The 21,412-nt window shown below is 74.8% G+C and carries 17 protein-coding genes and 1 pseudogene; 9 read left to right on the top strand and 9 right to left on the bottom strand.

Annotated elements, in window-relative coordinates; genetic code table 11:
• From ACFSHS_RS04365 to ACFSHS_RS04340, 6 genes are all read left to right on the top strand, one after another.
• The coding region (locus tag ACFSHS_RS04365) for a fibronectin type III domain-containing protein (protein WP_376872232.1) at nucleotides 1–2,592 on the top strand (2,592 nt) is incomplete at its 5' end.
• Nucleotides 2,593–2,639: 47 nt separating this feature from the next.
• Nucleotides 2,640–3,200 carry a DNA-3-methyladenine glycosylase I gene (locus tag ACFSHS_RS04360; protein WP_376872229.1) on the top strand — a complete coding sequence of 187 codons (561 nt, stop codon included), beginning with the start codon at nucleotides 2,640–2,642 and terminating at the stop codon, nucleotides 3,198–3,200.
• 128 nt (nucleotides 3,201–3,328) lie between these two features.
• Nucleotides 3,329–3,496: a DUF3117 domain-containing protein gene (locus ACFSHS_RS04355; RefSeq protein WP_012947303.1), complete on the top strand. Its 168-nt coding sequence runs from the start codon at nucleotides 3,329–3,331 to the stop codon at nucleotides 3,494–3,496.
• Between the two features lie 89 nt (nucleotides 3,497–3,585).
• Complete coding sequence (locus ACFSHS_RS04350; protein WP_376872225.1) at nucleotides 3,586–5,097, top strand: leucyl aminopeptidase family protein; 1,512 nt, start codon at nucleotides 3,586–3,588, stop codon at nucleotides 5,095–5,097.
• Between the two features lie 10 nt (nucleotides 5,098–5,107).
• Nucleotides 5,108–6,589, top strand: coding sequence for a hypothetical protein (locus ACFSHS_RS04345; RefSeq protein WP_376872222.1), 1,482 nt, complete (start codon nucleotides 5,108–5,110; stop codon nucleotides 6,587–6,589).
• 121 nt (nucleotides 6,590–6,710) lie between these two features.
• Complete coding sequence (locus ACFSHS_RS04340; protein WP_376872219.1) at nucleotides 6,711–7,748, top strand: class I SAM-dependent methyltransferase; 1,038 nt, start codon at nucleotides 6,711–6,713, stop codon at nucleotides 7,746–7,748.
• 4 nt (nucleotides 7,749–7,752) lie between these two features.
• Here ACFSHS_RS04340 and ACFSHS_RS04335 read toward each other — a convergent pair whose 3' ends face one another.
• Nucleotides 7,753–9,255 (bottom strand): phytoene desaturase family protein, encoded by a 1,503-nt coding sequence (locus ACFSHS_RS04335; RefSeq protein WP_376872216.1) that lies wholly within the window; start codon nucleotides 9,253–9,255, stop codon nucleotides 7,753–7,755.
• Between the two features lie 119 nt (nucleotides 9,256–9,374).
• Here ACFSHS_RS04335 and ACFSHS_RS04330 point away from each other — a divergent pair, with 119 nt between their 5' ends.
• Nucleotides 9,375–9,776 carry a hypothetical protein gene (locus ACFSHS_RS04330; RefSeq protein WP_376872214.1) on the top strand — a complete coding sequence of 134 codons (402 nt, stop codon included), beginning with the start codon at nucleotides 9,375–9,377 and terminating at the stop codon, nucleotides 9,774–9,776.
• An 85-nt stretch (nucleotides 9,777–9,861) separates the two neighbouring features.
• Nucleotides 9,862–10,554 (top strand): DUF6766 family protein, encoded by a 693-nt coding sequence (locus tag ACFSHS_RS04325; RefSeq protein WP_376872211.1) that lies wholly within the window; start codon nucleotides 9,862–9,864, stop codon nucleotides 10,552–10,554.
• A 7-nt stretch (nucleotides 10,555–10,561) separates the two neighbouring features.
• On the opposite strand, the gene ACFSHS_RS04320 is transcribed toward ACFSHS_RS04325, so the two are convergent.
• The 8 genes and pseudogenes from ACFSHS_RS04320 to glgA all read right to left on the bottom strand — a co-directional run bounded on the left by ACFSHS_RS04320 (nucleotide 10,562) and on the right by glgA (nucleotide 20,050).
• Nucleotides 10,562–12,226 carry a SpoIIE family protein phosphatase gene (locus ACFSHS_RS04320; protein WP_376872209.1) on the bottom strand — a complete coding sequence of 555 codons (1,665 nt, stop codon included), beginning with the start codon at nucleotides 12,224–12,226 and terminating at the stop codon, nucleotides 10,562–10,564.
• Between the two features lie 116 nt (nucleotides 12,227–12,342).
• Nucleotides 12,343–13,461: a spore photoproduct lyase family protein gene (locus ACFSHS_RS04315; RefSeq protein ID WP_376872207.1), complete on the bottom strand. Its 1,119-nt coding sequence runs from the start codon at nucleotides 13,459–13,461 to the stop codon at nucleotides 12,343–12,345.
• A gap of 66 nt (nucleotides 13,462–13,527) precedes the next feature.
• Nucleotides 13,528–14,259, bottom strand: coding sequence for a GAF domain-containing protein (locus tag ACFSHS_RS04310; protein ID WP_376872204.1), 732 nt, complete (start codon nucleotides 14,257–14,259; stop codon nucleotides 13,528–13,530).
• A 143-nt stretch (nucleotides 14,260–14,402) separates the two neighbouring features.
• A complete protein-coding gene (locus ACFSHS_RS04305) occupies nucleotides 14,403–15,614 on the bottom strand; it encodes a PP2C family protein-serine/threonine phosphatase (protein WP_376872202.1) in 1,212 nt (403 codons plus the stop codon).
• A gap of 175 nt (nucleotides 15,615–15,789) precedes the next feature.
• Nucleotides 15,790–16,608, bottom strand: a complete 819-nt coding sequence (locus tag ACFSHS_RS04300; RefSeq protein ID WP_376872200.1) for an ABC transporter ATP-binding protein — start codon at nucleotides 16,606–16,608, stop codon at nucleotides 15,790–15,792.
• Nucleotides 16,608–17,609: pseudogene (locus ACFSHS_RS04295) on the bottom strand (FecCD family ABC transporter permease); the annotation flags it as partial. The pseudogene ACFSHS_RS04295 and the gene ACFSHS_RS04300, both read right to left, overlap by 1 nt.
• Nucleotides 17,610–17,723: 114 nt before the next feature.
• A complete protein-coding gene (locus ACFSHS_RS04290; protein ID WP_376872196.1) occupies nucleotides 17,724–18,659 on the bottom strand; it encodes an ABC transporter substrate-binding protein in 936 nt (311 codons plus the stop codon).
• 218 nt (nucleotides 18,660–18,877) lie between these two features.
• Nucleotides 18,878–20,050, bottom strand: coding sequence for a glycogen synthase (glgA, locus tag ACFSHS_RS04285; RefSeq protein WP_376872193.1), 1,173 nt, complete (start codon nucleotides 20,048–20,050; stop codon nucleotides 18,878–18,880).
• Nucleotides 20,051–20,124: 74 nt separating this feature from the next.
• Between glgA and glgC the strand changes: the two genes are divergently transcribed.
• Nucleotides 20,125–21,345 carry a glucose-1-phosphate adenylyltransferase gene (gene glgC / locus ACFSHS_RS04280; RefSeq protein ID WP_376872190.1) on the top strand — a complete coding sequence of 407 codons (1,221 nt, stop codon included), beginning with the start codon at nucleotides 20,125–20,127 and terminating at the stop codon, nucleotides 21,343–21,345.
• Nucleotides 21,346–21,412 lie beyond the last annotated feature (67 nt).

The following is a 21,412-nucleotide window of genomic DNA, read 5'->3' as shown; positions in this document are numbered from 1 at the left end:
ACGGGGCTGGTCGCACTTCGCGGCGACGGCCGGGTGACCCTGTCCTGGACTGCGAACGCGGAGCCGGACCTGGCGAGCTACCGGGTGCTGCGGGGTGGGGTGGAGATCGCCACCGTCACCGGTACGACGTACACCGACACTGGGCTGACCAACGACACGACCTACGGATACGCCCTGGTGGCGGTGGACACCCGCGGCAACCGGTCGGCGCCGTCGGCAACGGTGTCGGCGACCCCCACCGACCTCACCGCGCCCGCGACACCGACCGGTCTGGTGGTGAGCCGCGCCAGCGGGCAGCCGGTCCTCACCTGGACGGCGAACAGCGAGCCCGACCTGGCCAGCTACCGGGTCCTGCGCGACGGCGTGGAGATCGCCACCGTCACCGGGACGACCTACACCGACACCCAGGCCAACGGCGTCTCCCGCGCCTACGCGCTGGTCGCCGTCGACACCCACGGCAACCGGTCGGCCGCGTCGGCACCGATCAGCTCCAACTCCGACGTGACCCCGCCCGCGGCGCCGACCGGGCTGACGGCCGTCCGGGGGGACGGCCGGGTGAGCCTGTCCTGGACGGCCAACACCGAAGCGGACCTGGCGAGCTACCGGATCCTGCGCGACGGCGTGGAGATCGCGGCGGTCACCGCGCGGACCTACACCGACACCGGCCTGATCAACGACAGGACGTACAGCTACACGCTGGTCGCCGTCGACACGTCCGGCAACCGGTCCACGCAGTCGGCACCGGTGTCGGCCACGCCCACCGACCTGACGCCACCGGCCGCCCCCACCGGGCTGGTCGTCACCACCGGTGAGCGGCGCCTCTCGCTCTCCTGGACGGCGAACACCGAGCCCGACCTGGCCGGCTACCGGGTGCTGCGCGACGGGGTGGAGCTCGCCACCGTCACGGCGACCTCGTACACCGACACCGGCCTGACCAACGACGTCGCGTACACGTACACGCTCGTCGCGGTCGACACCCACGGCAACCGGTCGGCCGCGTCCGCCCCGGCCACCGGGACGCCCCGCGACATGGCCCCTGCGCCGCCGACGAACCCGGCGGCCACCGCCGGTGACCGCCGCGCGGTCGTCTCCTGGACGGCTCCGGCGGATGCCGACGTGGCCGCCTACCGGGTGCTCGCCGAGGACGGCACGGTGCTGGCCACGGCGTCGGCGCCGTCGACCAGCGCCGCCGTCCTGGGGCTCACGAACGGGGTGACGTACCGGTTCACCGTGGTCGCCGTGGACGCCGGTGGCCACGTGTCGGTGCCCTCCGCCCCGGTGACGGTGGTGCCCGTCTCGGCGACGGTCCCCGTCCAGGGCGCGGGCGAGACGGGGGGCCTGGCCGTCAGCGGCGACGGGCGCTACGTCGTCGTCGGCACGCGGGCCCGGCTCGAGCCGGCGGACACGAACACCGCCTACGAGCTGTACGTGCTGGACCGGACGGCGGGCAGCGCTTCGCGGATCGCCCCGCTGCCGGGCACGGCCACCGGCGCGACCGACCGCACCAACACCGGCGCCCCGGCGATCAGCGACGACGGCCGCTACGTCGTCCTGGCCACGACCGCGGCCCTGGATCCCGCGGACACCAACGGGCTGGCCGACGTCTACCGCTTCGACGTCTCCACCCGCGCCTGGTCGCTGGTGAGCGTGCCGTCCGGCGGGCAGGAGAGCGCCACCACCGCCGGCACGCTGCTGCAGACCGGTCCGTCGGTGACGGCGACCGCTCCGTCCGTCGTCGTGTCCGGGGACGGCCGCCTGGTGCTCTTCTACTCGGAGCGCGCCGACCTGGTCGCCGGTGACACCAACGGCGTCGTGGACGTCTTCGCGAAGGACATGACGACCGGCGCGGTCACCCGCGTCTCCAGCACGGCGACCGGTGCGAGCCTGACGAGGACAGCGACCGGGCCCGCGCTGGCGCTCACGCCGGACGGCCGTTTCGCCCTGTTCCCCGCGACGTCGTCGACCGGCCCCGTGGTGCTGTACCGCAAGACGCTGTCCGGGACGGGTGCCGGCGACATCGCCGTGGTCTCGTCGGTCCTCCTCGCCGGCCGCCCCACCGAGTTCGCCGTCTTTCGTGACGCGGGGGACGTCGCCATCAGCGACGACGGCCGCTACGTGGCGCTGGTGAGCTCGGCCAAGCTCGGCACCACCACGCCCACCGCGAGCTGGTCCACCGGGCTGGCCTACCGGGTCGACACCGTCGGCGGCGGCGTGGTGCCGATGGGCAGCGGCCAGACGACCGTGCTCGAGCACAAGGTCGAGCTGGACCCGACCGGCCGGTACGGGTTCTTCGGCACCACCGCGGCGGCGCTGCCCGTGGACGGCAACGGGCACACCGACCTCTACCGGCGGGATCTGGGCGGGGGCGCCGGTGGCCTGCTGGTCCTCGTCACCGCTGACGAGGACGGGCGGGCCACCACCGGGCCGACCGGTCCCATCCTCCCGGCCGAGTACGGCCGCGTGATGGCGCTGACCGGCGACCGGGTGCTGGTCGCGACCTCCCAGGCGCTGGCCTCGGCCGACACGAACAAGCTGCGGGACGTCTACACCAAGGACCTGGTCACCGGGGTGGTCGGCTCGCCGCTCGGCTGATCCGCCGAGGGCCGGGGGATGTCGGACCCCGGCGCTAGCGTGCGGTCATGGACAGCGACCGGCCCCGGTGCGCGTGGGCGACCAGCGCCCCCGAGTACGTGCGCTACCACGACGAGGAATGGGGCACGCCGCTGCACGGCGACGACCCGCTGTTCGAGCGGCTGTGTCTCGAGGCGTTCCAGTCCGGGCTGTCCTGGATCACGATCCTGCGGAAGCGACCGGCCTTCCGCGCGGCGTTCGCGGGGTTCGCCATCGACGCCGTCGCGGCGTTCACCGAGGCCGACGAGGCGCGCCTCATGGCCGATGCCTCGATCGTCCGGAACCGGGCGAAGATCGCGGCCGCGGTCCGCAACGCCCGGGCGGCGCAGCAGCTGCCCGAGGGCCTGTCGGCGCTGCTGTGGTCGTTCGCACCGGCCGTCACCCGCCCCCGGCCGGCGACGCTCGCCGACGTGCCGGCCACCAGCCCGGAGTCGGTGGCGATGGCCAAGGAGCTCAAGCGGCGGGGCTTCGTCTTCGTCGGGCCGACGACCGCCTACGCGCTCATGCAGGCCACCGGGATGGTCGACGACCACGTCGCGGACTGCTTCCGCGCCGACGCGAGAGGCTGAACCGAGGGGGCTCGTGTTGGACGGACGACGGTCATACGGGATCATTGGTGCAGAGCGCACAGCAAGCGACGGACGCCGCGCCTCTTCTGCCCGAGGCAGCGGGGGTGTGGCCGGCGAAGGAGGCACGCATGGCGGCCATGAAGCCGCGTACGGGTGAAGGTCCCCTCGAAGTGACCAAGGAGGGGCGCGGCCTGGTCATGCGCGTACCGCTCGAGGGAGGCGGTCGCCTGGTCGTCGAGCTGTCGCCCGACGAGGCGGCGGCGCTGTCGGAGGCGCTGAAGGGCGCGACCAGCTGAACACCTCCGCGAGCCTGCCCCCGGGCAGCCCCGCGAACGACGACACGGCCCCGGCCGCCGGCACCTCGCCGGCGACCGGGGCCGCGCCGTTGCCGCGGGTCGACGTCGTACCGGACATCCCCGCGCTCGGCACCGACGACGTCCTCGCCGTGCCGGTCGGCCCCGGCGGCGCGCTGCCCCGCTGGCTGGACGCGACGGCCGCGCCGCCGGTCAGTCCCGAGCTGCTCACCGGCGCCCTGGCCGACACCGGCAACAAGGGCGCGGCGGGCACGCAGACGTTCGTACCGATCGCCGGACGGCGGCCGCGCGGTGTCGCCGCCGTCGGCGTGGGTGAGGGCACCCTCCCCGATCTGCGCACGTACGTGGCCACCGCCGTGCGGCGCGGGCAGACCCTGGCCGAGCACGGCGCCCGACGGCTGGTCCTGCCGGTGGACACCACCGCCGCCCCCGCCGGCGCGGCGGAGGTGCGCGCCGCCGTGGAGGCGGCCCTGCTGGCCGGCTACCGGTTCCGCGAGCTGTCCAAGCCGCACCCACCGCGTCTGGCGACGGTCACCGTGGTGGTGGCCGACGCCACCGATCCCGCGGTGACCGCCGCCGCGGAGACCGGCCGGGTGTCCGCCGCGGCGGTCGCCTGGGCCCGGGACCTGGTCAACACCCCCAGCAACGTGAAGAACCCGGCCTGGTTCGCCGAGCAGGCCGTCGACCGGCTGGCGGGCCGGCCGCACGTCACCGTCACGGTCCTCGGTCCCGAGGAGCTGCGCGCCGGCGGGTTCGGCGGCGTCCTCGCCGTCGGCGGTGGCTCGGCCACGCCGCCGCGGGTGGTCGTCGCCCGCTACCGCCACCCGGCCGCGGGCCCGGGGCATCCGGTGCTCGTCGGCAAGGGCATCACCTTCGACACCGGCGGCCTCTCCATCAAGCCCACCGCCGGCATGCGCGAGATGAAGACCGACATGGCCGGGGGCGCGGCGGTCCTCGCCACGATCGACGCCGTCTCCGCGCTCGAGCTGCCCGTCGCGGTGACCGCGGTGGTGCCGGCCGCGGAGAACTCCGTCTCCGGCTCCTCCTACCGCCCCGCCGACGTGGTCCGGCACGTCGGAGGGCGGACGACGGAGGTGCTCAACACCGATGCCGAGGGGCGGATGGTGCTGGCCGACGGGCTCGCCTACGCGCGCCTGGAGCTCGGTGCGACGGTCCTGGTGGACGTGGCCACGCTGACCGGTGCGATGAAGGTGGCCCTCGGCACGCGGACCGCCGGCCTGTTCGCGACCACCGACGGGCTCGCCGACGCCCTGCGCACGGCCGGGGCACGTGCCGGTGAGCCGTCCTGGCGGATGCCGCTGCTCGAGGAGCACCGCGACCTGCTCGACAGCGCCGTCGCCGATGCCAACAACGCGCCGGGCAATCCCGGCGGGACGACGGCGGCGCTGTTCCTGCAGCCCTTCGCCGGCGACCTGCCGTGGGCGCACCTCGACGTGGCCGGTCCCGCACGGGCCGGCTCGGACGAGGCAGAGGTGGTGAAGGGCGGCACCGGGTTCGGCGCGCGGACCCTGCTGCACTGGCTGGAGGCCGGCGCTCCGGTCGACGGGGTGACGGCGCCGTGAGCGGACCGCGATGAGCGGGGCCGCCGAGGCGGGCGTGGTCTTCCCGGCCACCGCGGACGGGCGGCGCAGCACGGCCGCACTCGGCCGGTCAGTCGTGGGCGACGCCCTCCGGCCGGTGGACCGGGCCGGCGCGTTAGCGGCGGAGCAGGAGACCAACTGGCGGGCCGGCTACCTCGTGCACTTCCGCCGGCTGGTCGAGGCGGGGCTGACCTCGCGGGAGGCCGCGGTCTCCATCGCCGCCGCCGGTCTGGAGTCGCTGCACGGCAGGATGCGCGTCGTCCTGCCCGGGCAGGGGGAGACGGGGCTGGACCACCTCCGCACCGCGCCGGCCGGCCGCACCCTCGCCGCCGTGGAGGTGGCGGGGACGGCCGAGCCCGAGCGGGAACTGTCCCTGCCGTACTCCGGGCGGCGGTTGCGCCGGGACGACCTGCTCCGGCAGCTCGATGCCTGGGTGGACCGGGGCGTGGTGGAGCCCTCCTGCGCCGAGGCCGTGCGCGCCGTCGCCGCACACCCGGAGTGGCTGGCGCTGCCCGACCACACCGTCACGGTCCTGGGGGCGGGTGCGGAGATGGGACCCCTGACGGCGCTGCTGCGGTGGGGTGCCCGCGTCGCCGCGATCGACCTGCCCCGGCCGCAGGTCTGGGAGCGGGTGCTGGACACCGCCCGCCGCGGGGCCGGCACCTTGCTGGTGCCCACCGGCCACGGTGCCGGGGGCGACGGCAGGGGGCTATCGCGGTCGGCGGGCGCCGACCTGATCACGGAGGTCCCGGCGGTCGCCGAGTGGATCCCGGGCCTGCCGGGGACGCCCGTGCTGGGCAACTACGTGTACGCCGACGGCGCCACCAACGTCCGCGTCTCCATGGCCGTCGACGCGCTCACCACGCGCCTCCAGGGGGCCCGGCCGGACACCGCCCTGGCGTTCCTCGCCACCCCGACGGACGTGTTCGCCGTTCCCGCCGAGGCGGTGGAGCACTCGGTGCGCGCCTACGCCGGCCGGTCCAGGACGGCCAAGCTGCTGGGCCGTCCCCTGCGGACGCTCTCCGCGGGGCGGCTGCTCCGGCGGGCGTACGTGCCCGGCGCCGACCCGGGCATCAGCGACAGCCTGGTGCCGCAGCAGGGTCCGAACTACGCCCTGGCCAAGCGGCTGCAGCGCTGGCGGGCCGTCGTCGCACGGGATGCCGGGACGACGGTGTCGATGAACGTCGCCCCGCCCACCCGCACCCGGTCGGTGGTGAAGAACCGGGCGCTGGCCGCGGCGTACGCGGGGGCGCACCGCTTCGGCGTGGAGGTCTTCGAGCCGGCCACCGCGAACGTGCTCATGGCCGCGCTGCTCGTCCACGACCTGCACACCGGTGGCGGGCCGGCGCACCCGCACCCGTGGGAGGACGAGGCGTACGCCGCGGCGCACGGTGGCCTGTGGCGCACCGCGTACGCGCCCCGCAGCGCTCTCGGCCTCGCCGCCGTCCTGGGCTACGGCGGCGCCCGCACCTGAGCTGACGCACCCCGCTCCGTCAGGGGGACGACGTCCCCAGGGCGCGGCACCGCGCAGACCTCCCTGGCGACCGGGCCCCGGAGTCGCGACAGTGGCCCTCCGGTGGGAACGGGAGGCGGACATGCCGCGGATGATCAGCACCAGGGCGCTCTGGACGCTGGCGCGGGCGGGCAACCTCCGCGCCCGCGTGCGCGCCAACCGGGAGGGCGTGACCGCGATCCGGCTCCACCTGGCCGGTGCCGCCGTCGACACCGGCCTCCTCGACTCCCTCGCCGCGGGCCCTGCGACCGTCGGTGACCTCGCGCGGCGGATGGCGGTGGAGGACGAGGTGCTGCTCACGGCCTTCGTGCGGGTGGTCGCCTCCGCGGGCCTCGTCCGCGGTCAGGACGGCGGCTCATGGGAGCTGACCGCCCACGGGCGCGCGGTCGTCGACGACGACCTCGTGCGGGCCGCCTACCAGGCCTTCCCGGGATTCCACACCGGGCTGTACCGGGACCTGCGCAAGCAGCTTGCCGGGGGGCCACCGCGCCGCGACGTCGTCGAGCAGGGCGCCCTGATCGCGCGCATCTCCGCCGGCTTCCAGCCGTTCGTGCTCGGCCGGCTCACCGGCAGCGTCGCCGAGCACCGGGCACGGCGGGTGCTGGACATCGGATGCGGCGCCGGGCTGCAGCTGGCCGCGATGCTGGAGGCCGCCCCCGAGGCGGTGGGCGTGGGCATCGACGCCGACGCCGATACCGCGGCCCTGGCCGAGCAGACCCTGCGCGACCGGAAGCTCGACGGCCGTGCCGCGGTCCTCCGCGCCGACCTGCGGGAGGCGGCGCAGGAGCGGAGCGGTCCGCTGGCCGAACCCTTCGACTTCGTCGTGCTCGCCAACGTCGTCTACTACGTGCCGGCCGACGAGCGGGGGACGCTGCTGCGCGACGTCGCCTCCCTGCTCGCGCCCGGCGGCATGCTCTTCCTGGTGACCAGCGTGGCGGCTCCGCAGCTGTTCAGCCGGCACTTCGACCTGCTGCTGCGGGCGCAGGAGGGCCGGATGGAGCTGCCCGACACCGGTGAGCTGCTGGCCCAGCTCGCCGGGGCGGGGTTCGACCCGGCGCAGCCGCGGCCCCTCGCGCCCGGCGCGCCGGTGGTGACCCTCACGGCCGTGCGGACCGGCTGAGGCATCAGGCCGGACCGACGAGGCCGGCGACGATCTGCGCCGAGAGCGCGACCAGCGGGAGCCCACCTCCCGGGTGCGACGAGCCACCGACCAGGAAGAGGTCGGGGACGGGGGAGGCGTTCGCCGGCCGCAGGAACGCCGCCCGGGTCCCGTTGCTCGACGTGCCGTAGATGGCGCCTCCGACGCTGGAGGTGTCGCGGGCGAGGTCGGCCGGGGTGCGCACGACCCGCCAGCGGATCCGGTCGCGGACGTCGAGGCCGCGCCGGGCCAGCACGTCGAGGACGAGATCGGCGTACCGGTCGGCCAACCCCGGGGCATCCCAGTCGATGCCTCGTCGCGGGTCGTGCCGGGGAGCGTTGACGAGGACGAACCACGACTCGCTGTCGTCGTCCGGCCGGAGCGCCGGGTCGTCGGGCGCGCTGACGTAGACGGTCGGATCGGGCACCGGCCGCGGTCGGTCGCGGAAGGGCCCGGTGCCGAAGACCGCGTCGAACTCGGCGTCGTAGTCCTCGGGGAACAGCACGGTGTGGTGGGCGAGCCCGGGCGTGCGCCCGCGGAGCGCGAGCAGCAGGACGACGCCGGAGAGCGACTGGGTCGCCCGCGCCAGGTCGCGCCGGGTCCCCGCGGTGCGTCGCTCGCCGGGCAGGAGGTCGGCGTACAGCGCGGCGGCGTCCACGGCGGAGACGACGACGTCGGCGGGCACGCGTTCGCCGTCGGCCAGCTGCACGCCCGCCGCGCGTCCGGCCTCCACGAGGACCCGGCGCACCCGGCAGCCCGTCCGGATCACGGCTCCCCGTTCGACGGCCCGCCGTGCCACGGCCAGGCCCAACCGGTGCAGTCCGCCGCGGACGTACCAGGACCCGAACGTCTGCTCCACGTAGGGGACGGTGGCCAGCACCGCCGGTGCCCGCCGGGGGTCGGACCCGGAGTAGGTGGCGTAGCGGTCCAGCAGCATCCGCAGGCGGGGGTCGTCCAGGACCTGACCGCCCAGGCCGCGCAGCGTCTGCCAGGGGGCGATCGTGGCGACGTCGCCCGGGCTGCGCGCCAGCCGCGCCAGGGTCGCCGCACCCTGCAGCGGCCGGCGCAGGAAGGGCTCCTCGCTGATCCGCCACATCGCCGCGGCTCGGTCCAGCAGCGCCGTCCACGAGGCACCGGCCCCCGCGCCCAGGGCGGCGTCGAGGGCCGGCGGGATCGCCGCGGCCGTGCCGGGCACCGTCAGCCGTGTGCCGTCGGCGAACCGGTAGGCGACCGCGGGGTCGAGCCGGGCCAGGTCGACGGCGTCCTCCAGCGGCCCTCCGGTCGCGGCGAAGAGGTCGCGGTACACCTGTGGCAGCGTCACCAGGCTCGGACCGGTGTCGAAGGCGTGACCGTCCCGGGCGAACCAGCCGAGCTTCCCGCCCACGCGCTCGGCCTGTTCCAGCACCGTCACGGCGTGGCCTCCCGCCGCCAGGCGCGCGGCCGCCGCCAGCCCACCCAGACCGGCGCCGACGACCACGACCCGTGCCACCCGGCCACGGTAACCGCAGTCCATCGGTCGAACGGGTGAAGATCGTTTGCGGCGCATCTCACGGGGGGTAGCGCCCCGGCCAGGTGGAGAAGACCGCCGCGAGCGATGGAGGAGGTGTCGTGGTGCACGTACCCCGCAGGCACCGAGCGGCCGTCGTCCTGGCCGCCGGGGCGGTGCTGCTCACCGGGTGCTCGAGCGCTCACGAGTCCGAGGTGGAGCGGGTCGCCAGCACGTTCGAGGACCCGTCCGGCGATCCCGAGCAGCGGTGCGACCTGCTCGCACCCGCGACGCTGGCTGCCTTCGAGCGAAGCGAATCCGCGCCGTGCACGGAGGCCGTCCAGGACCTGCCGCTCGAGGGCGGGAGCGTCGAGTCGGTCGAGATCTGGGGCCGGAACGCGCAGGTCAAGCTGGCCGGCGACACCGTCTTCCTCACCGAGACCGGCGCCGGCTGGCGCATCACGTCCGCGGCGTGCACTCCGCAGGCCGAGGCGCCCTACGACTGCGAGGTGGACGGGCCATGACCGGGGTCAGAGCGGTGTTCGTCGCCTTCCTGGCGGTCGTCGTGCTGGGGATCGTCTACGTCTCGGCGCTGGGGCTGATGGGCCGATGAGCGTCGAGGAGGAGGAGTACGGCTTCCTGCGGGCCAATGCGCTGACCCTCGCGTTCGGCGGCCTGTTCGTCGTGACGCTCGCGGGCCAGGCGATCTCCGGTACCGCTGACTTCAACGCCCAGCAGATCACCAACGGGCTGCAACCGGTGTCCCTGTTCGAGTACGTCACCTCGTCGTCCTTCGGCGTCGACGTGATGGAGAACTGGCAATCGGAGTACCTGCAGTTCTTCCTCTACATCTTCGCCACGGTCTGGCTGGTGCAGCGCGGCTCGTCCGAGTCGAAGGAACCGGGCCAGGAGGGCACCGAGTCCGACGCGGAGCAGAAGGTCGGCCGCCACGCGGACGACGACTCGCCCGCGTGGGCGCGGACGGGCGGATGGCGGACGGCGCTCTTCTCGCGCTCGCTCGGGCTGCTGATGGGCGCGCTGTTCCTGCTCACGTGGGCGGCTTCCTCCGTGGCGGGCTGGGCAGCCTTCAACGGCGAGCAGCTCGGGCAGCGCCAGGACCCGGTCAGCTGGGTCGGCTACCTCGGCGAGGCCGACTTCTGGAACCGGTCCTTCCAGAACTGGCAGTCGGAGATGCTCGCGGTCGGGTCGATGGCCATCTTCAGCGTCTACCTCCGGCAGCGGGGGTCACCGGAGTCCAAGCTCGTCGGCGCGCCCCACCGCGACACGGCCGAGACGGGCTAGACCGGACTCAGGACGGCACGGCCAGCGCCAGGACGGCGAGGTCGTCGGCCTCGTACCGGGAGCCGCGCAGCTGCCGCTCGACGGCGGCGGCGACCGCGGCGACGGTGCCCTCGGCCTCCGCGGCCGGCAGGTCCGCCAGCACGCGGGCGAGGCCCGCCTCGCCGAACTGGCTGCCCACGTCGTCCCTGGCCTCGGTGACCCCGTCGGTGTAGAGCACGAGGGTCGCCCCGGCCGGTAGCGCGACGGCGGTCTCGGTGAAGTGGACGGCGGGGTCGATGCCCAGCGGACGCCCGGCCGTGCCGACCTCCGTCACCGCGCCGTCCGCCGACCGCAGCAGGGGGAGGGGATGGCCGGCCACGCTGACGCGGAGCCGGTGACCTCCCCCGCCGGGTTCGAGGATCAGGCAGCAGGCGGTCACGAAGCGCAGCGGGCCGGCGTCCTGCTGCTGCAGCAGAGCGGTGTTGACCGCGCAGAGCACCTCGCTGGGGCCGGCGGCCGAGGCCGAGGCGGCGGCGCGGGCCGTGTGCCGGGTCAGCGCCGTGACCGCCGCCGCCTCGGCCCCGGTGCCGCAGACGTCGGCGATGAGCACCATCCACCGGCCGTCGGGCAGGGGCATGACGTCGTAGGTGTCGCCGCCCACGAGCGCCGAGCCGCCGCCGGGCCGGTAGCGCGCGGCCAGCCGGATGCCGGGGATCGCGGGCAGGTGCGAGGGCAGCAGGCTCCGCTGCAGTGTGTCGGCCAGCTCCCGGACCTCGGACTCCGCACGCAGCCGGCCGAGGAACTGGCCGATCTGCCGGCCGGCGTGGGCCAGCACGTCGAGCAGTTCGAGCGGCACCGCCCGACGCTCGGAGGAGAACAGCTCGCAGACGGCGAGCAGCGCGTCCCCGCGCATCACCGGGAACGCCACGCCGGTGCGCAGGGCGTCGGCCCGGGCGGCCTCCTGCCGGAGGAAGCGTGGGTCGGTCCACGCGTCCTCGACGACGACGGGAGCGCGTTCCTGCCACGCCAAACCGGGAAGACCCTGGCCGCGCCGGAACGTGGTGGCCGACGAGTCGGCCACCAGCGTGGGAACCGACGCGCCGGGCGCCTCCCACGTGCCGGTGTGGACCAACCGGCCGCCGTCGCTCTCGGGCTGCCACAGCGTCGCGGCGTCCCAGTCGAGCTCGGTGCAGAGCGTGGGCAGGAGCTGCTCGAAGGCCACGTCGGCGTCGGGCGCCTCGGTGAGGGCCGCGGTGACGCGGAGCGTGGCCGTCAGGTACCGGCTGACCTGCAGCTGCCGCTCGAGCTGGATGGTCGTGCCGGCGTCGCGGAGGACGGCGACGACGACCGCACCGTCGGTGTCGGTTCCCGGCGTCGGGTCCAGCCGCGACAGGGTCAGGTCGACCAGGACCTCGTGACCGCCGGCGTGCAGGGCGGGCACCCGGGTCGTGGCCCCGACCAGCTCACCCTGCCCGGTCAGCCGGAAGCGGGCGAAGCCTTCTCCGTGTGCTCCGCGGAAGCGCTCGGGCATGAGCACCGTGAGCGACCGGCCGATCAGGTCAGCCGCCTCGTGACCCAGAAGGGCGGAGACCGCGGGGTTGACGTAGGAGATGTGCCCGTCGGCGTCGGCCACGACGACGGTGTCCGGCAGGGATTCGAGCAGTGCGCGTGCGGGCAGGGTGGCGTTCAGCATGCGTGCCGTTCCCCTCCGCCGGTCGACTGCGCTGCACGGACAGGGTTGCACACCCCTGGTCAGCATACGTGCACGTATTGTCGACATGGCGTCATGCCGACTCGTCGCTGGACCGGCTAGAAGGCGTACCGGATCCGGAGCCACGGCGCAGTGGTCGCGACGAGCTCCTGCAGCCGCTCGACACCGGCGCGCTTGACGTCGTTGCGGTAGCGGACGTTCCACTGCCCGTTCTGGCTGCGCTTGGGCTGCTGCACCTCCGGCCGCCAGAGCAAGTCCTCGGCCTTGGGGTGCCAGCCCAGGTTCACCTCGTGCAGGTCGCGGTTGTGGGTCAGCAGGATCACCTCGGCGGCCGCCTGCGCCTTGGTGCGCGGCGTCAGCTGGTCGTCGAGCCGGCGGAGGAGGGCCGTCCAGTCGGCCTCCCACCCGTCCCGGAGCACGACGGGCGAGAAGTTCAGGTGGACCTCGTAGCCGGCCTCCACGAAGTCGTCGATGGCGCCGATCCGCTCGTCGATGCGGCTGGTGCGCACGTCGAGCAGCTTGGCGTCGGGGTCGGGCATGAGGCTGAAGCGGACGCGGGTCCGGCCCGCCGGGTCGAGGTCGAGCAGCTGCCGGTTGACGAACTTGGTCGCAAAGGACGCCTTGGCCGTCGGGAGCCCGCGGAAGGTCGCGATCAGGTCGGCGACGTTGTCGCTGACCAGTGCGTCCACCGAGCAGTCGCTGTTCTCGCCGATGTCGTAGACCCAGCTGACCGGGTCGCACTGGTCGGGCTCGGCCTTGGGACCCTGACGGGCGACGTGCCGGCGGAGGTACCCGGTGATCTGCTCGATGTTGGTGAAGACGGTGATCGGGTTGGCGTAGCCCTTGCGGCGCGGGACGTAGCAGTAGGCGCACGCCATCGCGCAGCCGTTGGCGGTGGACGGGGCGATCCAGTTCGACGAGCGGCTGTTCGGCCGGGCCGACAGCGACTTCTTGACCCCCAGCACGAGGGTCTCGGTCTTCACCCGGACCCAGCGGTCGACGTTGCCGGCATTGCCGTGCAGCTCGGGGATCCGCCAGTGCGAGGGCACCTCGATCACCTCCGCCTCCGGGAAGCGGCCGAGCACCCGGCGCCCCCGGGTGGAGTCCAGAGCCGCTGGTTCGGCGTAGATCTCCCGCACCCGCAGCAGGCCGTCGGCGGGGGGTGGTGCTGGGGTGGTCGGCGGGTCGAAGAGCGTCAGCGGGACGGCTGTACCCATGCTTGGAACAGCACCCCCAGGAGGAGTCGCATTCCGGCGTGGGACTGCGCCGTGACGCACATCCGCTCAGCCCGCAGCCGGGCGCAGATCGACGGGCTGCAGCCGCCCGGCCAGCAGGTCGGCGGCGACGTCCTCGGTGGTCCGGCCGCCGGCGTACGCGCACGCCCGCAGCAGATCCAGCGCGGCCGGGATGCCGACCTCCAGGTCGACGCTGACCTTGCCCACGGCCTCCCACACCGTCGCCCGGCGCCGGGGGGCCGGCCCCTGGAGCCACGCCGGGCCCTCGGCCGGCGACCCGGACGACCAGACGGCGGCCTCGCTGAGCGCGGACGAGACCAGCTCGCCCACCGCCAGTGCCTCGAAGACGTCGAGGGCGGGCACGTCGTCGGGCCGCCGGAAGTAGAGGTCGATCGCCCCGGCGCCGGCCAGGGCCGACGGCAGGGGCAACGCCACCACGGCGCGGTAGGAGGTGGCACGGAAGAGCAGGTCGGTGAAGGCCGGCCACCGGCGCCGGAGCTCCTCCTCGACGGCGAAGACCGGCTGACGCGTCTGCTGGGCGGCCGTGCACGGACCGGCGCCGACGGTGAACTGGAGACGTTCGGCCGCCGCGGCCTCGTCCGAGCTCGCGCCCAGCGGTACCCGGTAGTCGTCGGGGTCCAGCAGGCTCAGTCCCGCGTCGTCGACCCGAAGGGTTCTGGCGCAGGCCCGGGCCAGCCGCACGGGCAGCAGCTCGGGCCCGCTGAGGTCGGGCGCCGCTTCCTCGACGAGCGCCGCCTCGAACCGGCCGGCGATGGTCACACCTCATGATCGGGGCTCGGGGAGCTGTCCGCCCGGTGTGCCGGGTCTGGATCCGGGGGCGCCCGCGCGGCCCGGTCGGCGGCTGGACCAGCCCGTCGACGACGGTGTCCACCTCCCATCGGACGGCGCGGAAAGCTGCTCCCTCACAGGATCAGCTGGTCGTCGCGCCCGGTGCGCCACTCGACGACGACGATGCTGGCGTCGTCCTGCAGTCGGCCCGCCTGGTGGTCCATGACGCTGCGCATGAGCCGGCGCAGCATCTCCGGCGGCGGATGGCCGGCGGCCTCGGCCCGGACGACGAAGTCGGCCAGGCGCTCCTCCCCGAAGAACTCCCCTGCTGGCGAGCGGGCCTCCACGATCCCGTCGGTGTAGAGCAGCACCCGGTCACCGGGTTGCAGCTGCAGGTGGCACTCCACGGCCGGCCGGTCCTGGAGGCCGAGCGGCCGCGAGGACGGGCAGGTGTGCGGGAGGAGCAGGCCGATGTCCCGGACGATGAGCGGCGCGGGATGCCCGGCGTTGACCCAGGTGAGCCGGCCGGTGTCCAGGTCCAGCCGGGCGAGCAGCGCGGTGGCGAACCGGCTGGCCGGGAACTGGTCGGCGATGACCTGGTTCATGAGGGCCGACATCCCGGCGAGGTCGAGCCCCTCCCGCCGGCCGTTGCGGTAGGCGCCGACGGCGGCGGTGGCGAGCAGAGCTGCAGGCAGGCCGTGACCGACGGCGTCGAGCACCAGCAGCTCGGCGGTCGACCCGTTGACGGCGTAGTCGAACGTGTCGCCGCCGATCTCGTAGGAGGGCTCGAGGGCCGCGGAGATGACGATGCGCTCGCTGCCGAACGTCAGCGGGGGCAGCAGTTCCCACTGGATCTCGGCGGCCACGCTCATCGGCCGGCTGCGGCGCAGGCGGGAGAAGACGTCGCTGTACGCGTCCCTGGTCACGGTGAGCTCGGCGACCAGCGAGGCGAACGACCTGGCCAGCTCCTCGTCGGAGTCCGTCGGTTCGTGGTCGTAGACCACCTCCAGCACGCCGGCACGCTCGGCGCCGTCGAGGAGCGGGACCCACAACCTGGAGTCCCCGGCGTCGGGCCGGGGGGGCCGGGTCACCTCCACCCGGCGGAAGGCGAGCCCTCCGACCGACGAGTCGACCGGCAGCGGTTCCCGATCCGGCACGCCGTCGCCGCGCACGGGCATGAGGTGGTGCTGCTCGTAGTCGGCCAGGTAGACGACGGCGTCGCGGGCCCCCAGCTCACGGGCGTGTTCGGCGACGACCGTGCCCAGCCGATGGGCCGGCAGGTGATGGGACGCCCGCAGCAGTGACCGCAGGGGATCGCCGCTCGAGTCGGGCGTCCAGGTGGTCATGCCGGTGGAGCTTTCCAGCCACCGGGCGGCCTGGCGACCGGTGGGGTCGCGTACCCGCTGGTCAGGGGAGCGGTGGTGCGCCGGGGCGCGGTACGCGGGGGCACGGACCCGATGTCCTGGCTCGGGCCGGCGGGCCGACGTCCCCCCGGTGGGCGGAGCGGAGAGGGTGGACCGCTCAGTCGGGGGAGCGGACCGGCAGCACTGCCGGCCCGGAGGGCCCGTCGACCACCCGGGCGCGCGCGCCGTAGTGGGTGCTCAGCGCCTCGGCGGTGAGCACGTCCGCCGGGGACCCTTCGGCGACCACCCGGCCCTCGGAGAGCAGCGCCAGCCGGTCGGCGTACTGGCCGGCCAGGGTGAGGTCGTGCAGCGTGCTCACCACGGTGAGCCCGTCCTGGCGGCGCAGCCGGTCGACGAGGTCGAGCACCTGCTGGGCGTGGCCGAGGTCGAGGGCCGCGGTCGGCTCGTCGAGCAGCAGCACCCGCGGCTGCTGCGCCAGGGCCCGGGCGAGGACGGCCCGCTGCTGCTCCCCGCCGGACAGCGTGGCCAGCTGCCGCTCGGCCATGGGCGCCAGGCCCAGCCGCTCCATGACGTCGGCGACGACCTGCCGGTCCACGCTCCGGGGCGCCGACAGCAGCGGCCGGTGGGGGGTCCGGCCCAGGGTGACGTACTCGCGGGTGGTCACGCCCTCGGGGAGGACGGGTGTCTGCGGCGCGTAGGCCATGGACCGGGCGCGGTCCCGGCGGGGCATGCCGGTGGTCGGGACGCCGTCGATGCGCACCTGCCCCTGGTGCGGGTGGAAGCCGAGGACCGAGCGCAGCAGGGTCGACTTGCCCGACCCGTTGGGCCCGATCACCGCCAGCCAGCCGCCCGGCCCGACCGACAGCCGGACCCCGTCGAGCACCCGCGTGCGGCCGTAGCCGGCGGTCAGGCCGAGGACCTCCACGTGGGCGCCGCCCTCGGCGGGGGGGCGCGGTCCCGCCGTCCGCCGGCTCATCACCGCCGCGCCCCTGCCCACAGCAGGCCGGCGAAGAACGGGGCGCCGACGAATGCGGTGACCACGCCGATCGGGAGCTCGGCCGGAGCCAGGACGACGCGGGCGACCAGGTCGGCGAGGACGAGGAAGGCGCCGCCGACCAGCAGCGACATGGGCAGCACGCGGGCGTGGGAGCCGCCGACCAGCCGGCGCACGATGTGCGGCACCACCAGGCCGACGAAGCCGATCAGACCGCTCACGGCCACCGCGGCGGCCGTCGCGAGCGAGGCGGCCAGGATGACCAGCAGCCGCAGCCGCCCGGGGTGGACGCCGAGCGAGCTCGCCTCGTCGTCGCCGACGGCGAGGACGTCGAGGGCTCGACCGCAGAGCAGCAGCACCGTGCACGCGGCGGCCAGGTACGGGAGCACCAGCAGGACGTCGGACCACTGGGACCGCCCGAGCTGCCCCAGCAGCCAGCCGTAGACCTCGCGCAGGTCCTCGGTGTTCTGCTGCTGGACCAGCGTCTGGGCGGCGGCGAGGAACGCGGCGACGGCGATGCCGGCCAGCAGCAGCGTCGCGTTGTGCGAGCCGCCTGCCACCGTGCCCAGCGCCAGGGCGCACCCGACGCCGGCCAGGGCGCCGGCGAAGGCGGCGAGCGGCACGATGCCGATCGGCCCCACCGCCTGGACGGGGGAGTAGGCGATCACCAGGGTCGCGCCCAGCCCGGCGCCGGCGGCCGCGCCGAGCAGGTAGGGGTCGGCCAGCGGGTTGCGGAAGACGCCCTGGTACGCCGCGCCGGAGACGGCCAGCCCGGCGCCCACCAGCGAGGCGAGCAGCACCCGGGGCAGGCGCAGCTCCAGCAGCACCGCCGCCTCCGTCCCCTCCAGGCCACCGGGCACCGCGACGCCCAGCGGGGCGAGCAGCCGGTCGAGCAGCGTGACGACGACGGCGCCCGGCGGCAGGGGCAGCGCGCCCACCCAGGTCCCCGCCAGCAGGGCGAGGACGAGGGCCAGCCCGGCCCCGGCCAGCGCCGCCCCCGGGCGCAGGCCGCCCCGCGAGGGGGCCGGCCGGGCGGTGCCGGACGGCGCGCCGGGCGTCGTCGTCGTCATCGGGTCGTCGTCATCGGGTCGCCGTCCTCAGCCCTGCAGGACCCCGGCGACGGACTCGGCGAAGTCGGCGATCCGCGGCCCCCAGCGGGACGCCACGTCGTCGCTGGCCTCCAGGATCCGCCCCTCCCGGACGGCGGGGACGGTGTCGAAGGCCGGTCGCTGGGCGACCGTCTCCGCGGACTGCTCGCAGCAGATCGTGTCGGCGAGCACGATGAGGTCCGGTGCCTGGCCGACGACGTACTCCGCCGACAGCTGCGGGTACCCGCCGGCGGCGTCGGGGGCGGAGTCGGCGATGTTCTCCAGGCCGAACATCGTGTAGATGCTGCCGATGAAGGTGCTGCTCGCCGCGGAGTAGAAGCTCGGGTCGAGCTCGTGGTACACGCGCATCCCCTCCGCCTCGCCCCCCACCGACTCGACCGCGGCGGCGATCCGGTCCTGCACGTCGGCGACGACCTCGCCGGCCTCCTCGGCGTGGCCGGTCGCGTCGCCGAGGGTCTCGAGCTGCTCGTAGGTGTCCTCCACGGTGGTGGCCGCGGGCAGCAGCAGCGTCGGCACGGACAGCGCGTCGAGCGCGTCGACGATGCCGTTGAGGTCGTCGCTGAGGACGACGAGGTCGGGCGCGTACTCCGCGATCGCCTCGGCGTTGGGGGTGAAGGCCGACAGCTCGGTGGTCGGCGCCTCGTCCGGGTAGTTCGAGGTGTCGTCGACCGCCTCGACCTGGTCGCCGGCGCCGATCGCGAAGAGCATCTCGGTGGCGGTCGCGGACATCGACACGATGGTCTCGGGACGCTCCTGCAGGGTCAGCTCGCCGTCGGCGCCGCTGACGGTGACCGGGAAGGCGCCGGACGCGGAGCTCTCCGGGGCCGCGGTGTCCACGTCGGTGGAGTCGCCGCCGCAGGCGGTGAGCGTCAGCAGCAGGCCGAGGGGGAGGGCGGACAGCGCGCGGGGGAGCGAACGGGGCACAGGGGGCCTCCAGGGGAGGCGGCGCGCGTCGCCCATGAGCTGCCCGACGCCCGATGCGCGACCCTTGCCGCGAGGGTCGGGAACATGACGCAGGGCAGGCGATCTGGCTCAGGTCAGCAGGCGACCATCACAGTTGCGGGACAGCCCCGGGTTCGCACCGGGTTCGCTGCCGCTGCGCCGCCGACGAGTCGGCAGCCGCAATCTACCAGCGGGCCGGGTCAGCGCCGTGCGGCGAGGACGGCGGAGTAGACCTCGACGGTCTGCTGCGCGATCGCCGGCCAGCCGAACTCCGCGAGCACCCGCTCCCGGCCGGCCGCGCCCATCGCCGCCGCCCGGTCCGGGTCGGCCAGCAGCTCGGCGATCCGGGCGGCGAGGCCGTTCTCGAACGCCGCGACGTCGTCCGGGTCGTAGGGCACCAGCAGACCGGTCCGGCCGTCGGCGACCACCTCGGGGATGCCGCCGACCGCGCTGGCGACGACCGCGGTGCCGCAGGCCGCGGCCTCCAGGTTGACGATGCCGAGCGGCTCGTAGACGGAGGGGACGACGAAGACGGTGGCGCCGGTGATCAGGGGCACGAGCTGCTCCCGCGGCAGCATCGCCTCGATCCACACGACACCGCTGCGCCGGGCCTGCAGCTCCGTGACCGCGTCGGCCACCTGCTGCCGCTCGCCCGGGGTGTCGGCCGCACCGGCGCAGAGCACGAGGCCGGCCTCGGGCGGCAGCTGCTCGGCGGCGGCGAGCAGGTGCATGACGCCCTTCTGCCGGGTGATCCGCCCGACGAAGAGCGCGTAGGGCCGGCCGGGGTCCACGCCCAGCCCGCGGACGACGTCCGGGTCGTGCACCGGCCGGTAGGCCTGGGCGTCCACGCCGTTGCCGACGACGTGCACGCGCGCGGGGTCGAGGTCGGGATAGGCGTCGAGCACGTCGAGCCGCATCCCGTTGCTGACCGCGATGACCGCGTCGGCCGCGAGATAGGCGGTGCGCTCCGCCCACGACGACAGCCGGTAGCCGCCGCCCAGCTGGTCGGCCTTCCACGGCCGCCGCGGCTCGAGCGAGTGCGCGGTGATCACGTGCGGCACCCCGTACACCAGGGAGGACAGCAGCCCCGCCGTGTTGGCGTACCAGGTGTGGCTGTGGACGAGGTCGGCACCCTCGAGCGCGGCCGCCATCTCGACGTCGACACCGATGGCCTGCAGCGCTCCGTTGGCGTCCTTCAGCCCGGGCGGCACCGCGTGCGCCGTCGCGTCCGGCCGCGGGTCGCCGAAGCAGTGGACGTCGATCTCCGGCCCCTCCGGCAGGGTGCGCAGCGCCGCCACGAGGTGCTCGATGTGGACGCCGGCCCCGCCGTAGACGTCCGGCGGCCACTCCCTCGTCACGATCCCGATCCGCACGGCCGTCACCCTAGGGGGCGTAACCCGCGCGAGCAGGTGGAGCGGACGTCCCGAGTTACGGCTACGTTGCGGTCATGCGCGGCGGTCCACGGGTTCTCGGCATCGTTCTCGCAGGCGGCGAGGGCAAACGGCTCTCCCCCCTGACGGCGGACCGGGCGAAGCCGGCGGTGCCCTTCGGGGGCAACTACCGGTTGATCGACTTCGTGCTCTCCAACCTGGTGAACGCCGAGATCCGGCAGATCGCCGTCCTGACGCAGTACAAGAGCCACAGCCTCGACCGGCACATCACGACGACCTGGCGGATGTCGCAGCTGCTGGGCAACTACGTCACGCCGGTGCCGGCGCAGCAGCGGCTGGGCCCCCGCTGGTACACGGGCAGCGCCGACGCGATCTTCCAGAGCCTCAACCTCATCTACGACGCCCGGCCGGACATCGTCGTCGTCTTCGGCGCCGACCACGTGTACCGCATGGACCCCGGGCAGATGATCGACCAGCACCTGCAGACGGGCGCGGGGGTGACCATCGCGGGCCTGCGGGTGCCGCGGCGCGACGCCACGGAGTTCGGCGTCATCGACGCCGACGCCGCCGGGAAGGTCCGCGGCTTCCTGGAGAAGCCGGCGGACCCGCCGGGCCTCCCGGACTCGCCCGAGGAGAGCTTCGCCTCCATGGGCAACTACGTCTTCACCACCGAGGCGCTGCTCGAGTCGCTGCGCGCCGACGCCGAGGACGAGAACTCCGTCCACGACATGGGCGGTTCGATCATGCCGATGCTCGCCGACGCCGGTGAGGCGTGGGTCTACGACTTCTCGACCAACATCGTGCCGGGGGCCACCGAGCGCGACCACGGCTACTGGCGCGACGTCGGGACGATCGACTCCTACTTCGACGCCCACATGGACCTGGTCTCGGTGACCCCGGTCTTCAACCTCTACAACGACCGCTGGCCGATCTTCACCCTGCCGCCGCAGCTGCCGCCGGCGAAGTTCGTGCTCGGCGGGCGGGCCGAGGAGTCGATGGTCAGCGCCGGGGCCATCCTGGGCGGCGGCTCGGTGCACAACTCCGTCGTCTCGCCCGGCGTCCGCGTCGAGCGGGGGGCCCGGGTCGAGGACAGCGTGCTCATGGACGGCGTCCAGATCGGCGAGGGCGCCTACGTGCGGCGGGCGATCCTCGACAAGAACGTCGTGGTGCCCCCGTGGGCGCGGATCGGCGTCGACCACGCGGCGGACAAGGAGCGCTACCACGTCAGCGCCGGCGGGGTGACGGTCCTCGGGAAGGGCGCCCGGGCTGTCGTCTGAGAAAGGACCCCGTCGCCCCCCACCGCTCGCAAGCTCGCGGCGGGCCCCTGCGACGGGGCCGTTCCAG

It is taken from the genome of Blastococcus deserti, assembly GCF_042682525.1.
In the GTDB taxonomy this organism is placed as follows: Bacteria; Actinomycetota; Actinomycetes; order Mycobacteriales; family Geodermatophilaceae; genus Blastococcus_B; species Blastococcus_B deserti.
Note: the sequence above shows the minus strand (reverse complement) of the source record. Positions and strands in the feature narration are given on the sequence as shown.

Excerpts from the sequence above, each read along its gene's own strand:
- ACFSHS_RS04360 (WP_376872229.1), top strand. The coding sequence starts at position 2,640 with ATGGACAGCGACCGGCCCCGGTGCGCGTGGGCGACCAGCGCCCCCGAG.
- ACFSHS_RS04355 (WP_012947303.1), top strand. The coding sequence starts at position 3,329 with ATGGCGGCCATGAAGCCGCGTACGGGTGAAGGTCCCCTCGAAGTGACC.
- ACFSHS_RS04345 (WP_376872222.1), top strand. The coding sequence starts at position 5,108 with ATGAGCGGGGCCGCCGAGGCGGGCGTGGTCTTCCCGGCCACCGCGGAC.
- ACFSHS_RS04340 (WP_376872219.1), top strand. The coding sequence starts at position 6,711 with ATGCCGCGGATGATCAGCACCAGGGCGCTCTGGACGCTGGCGCGGGCG.
- ACFSHS_RS04325 (WP_376872211.1), top strand. The coding sequence starts at position 9,862 with ATGAGCGTCGAGGAGGAGGAGTACGGCTTCCTGCGGGCCAATGCGCTG.
- ACFSHS_RS04320 (WP_376872209.1), bottom strand. The coding sequence starts at position 12,226 with ATGCTGAACGCCACCCTGCCCGCACGCGCACTGCTCGAATCCCTGCCG.
- ACFSHS_RS04315 (WP_376872207.1), bottom strand. The coding sequence starts at position 13,461 with ATGGGTACAGCCGTCCCGCTGACGCTCTTCGACCCGCCGACCACCCCA.
- ACFSHS_RS04305 (WP_376872202.1), bottom strand. The coding sequence starts at position 15,614 with ATGACCACCTGGACGCCCGACTCGAGCGGCGATCCCCTGCGGTCACTG.
- ACFSHS_RS04300 (WP_376872200.1), bottom strand. The coding sequence starts at position 16,608 with ATGAGCCGGCGGACGGCGGGACCGCGCCCCCCCGCCGAGGGCGGCGCC.
- glgC (WP_376872190.1), top strand. The coding sequence starts at position 20,125 with ATGCGCGGCGGTCCACGGGTTCTCGGCATCGTTCTCGCAGGCGGCGAG.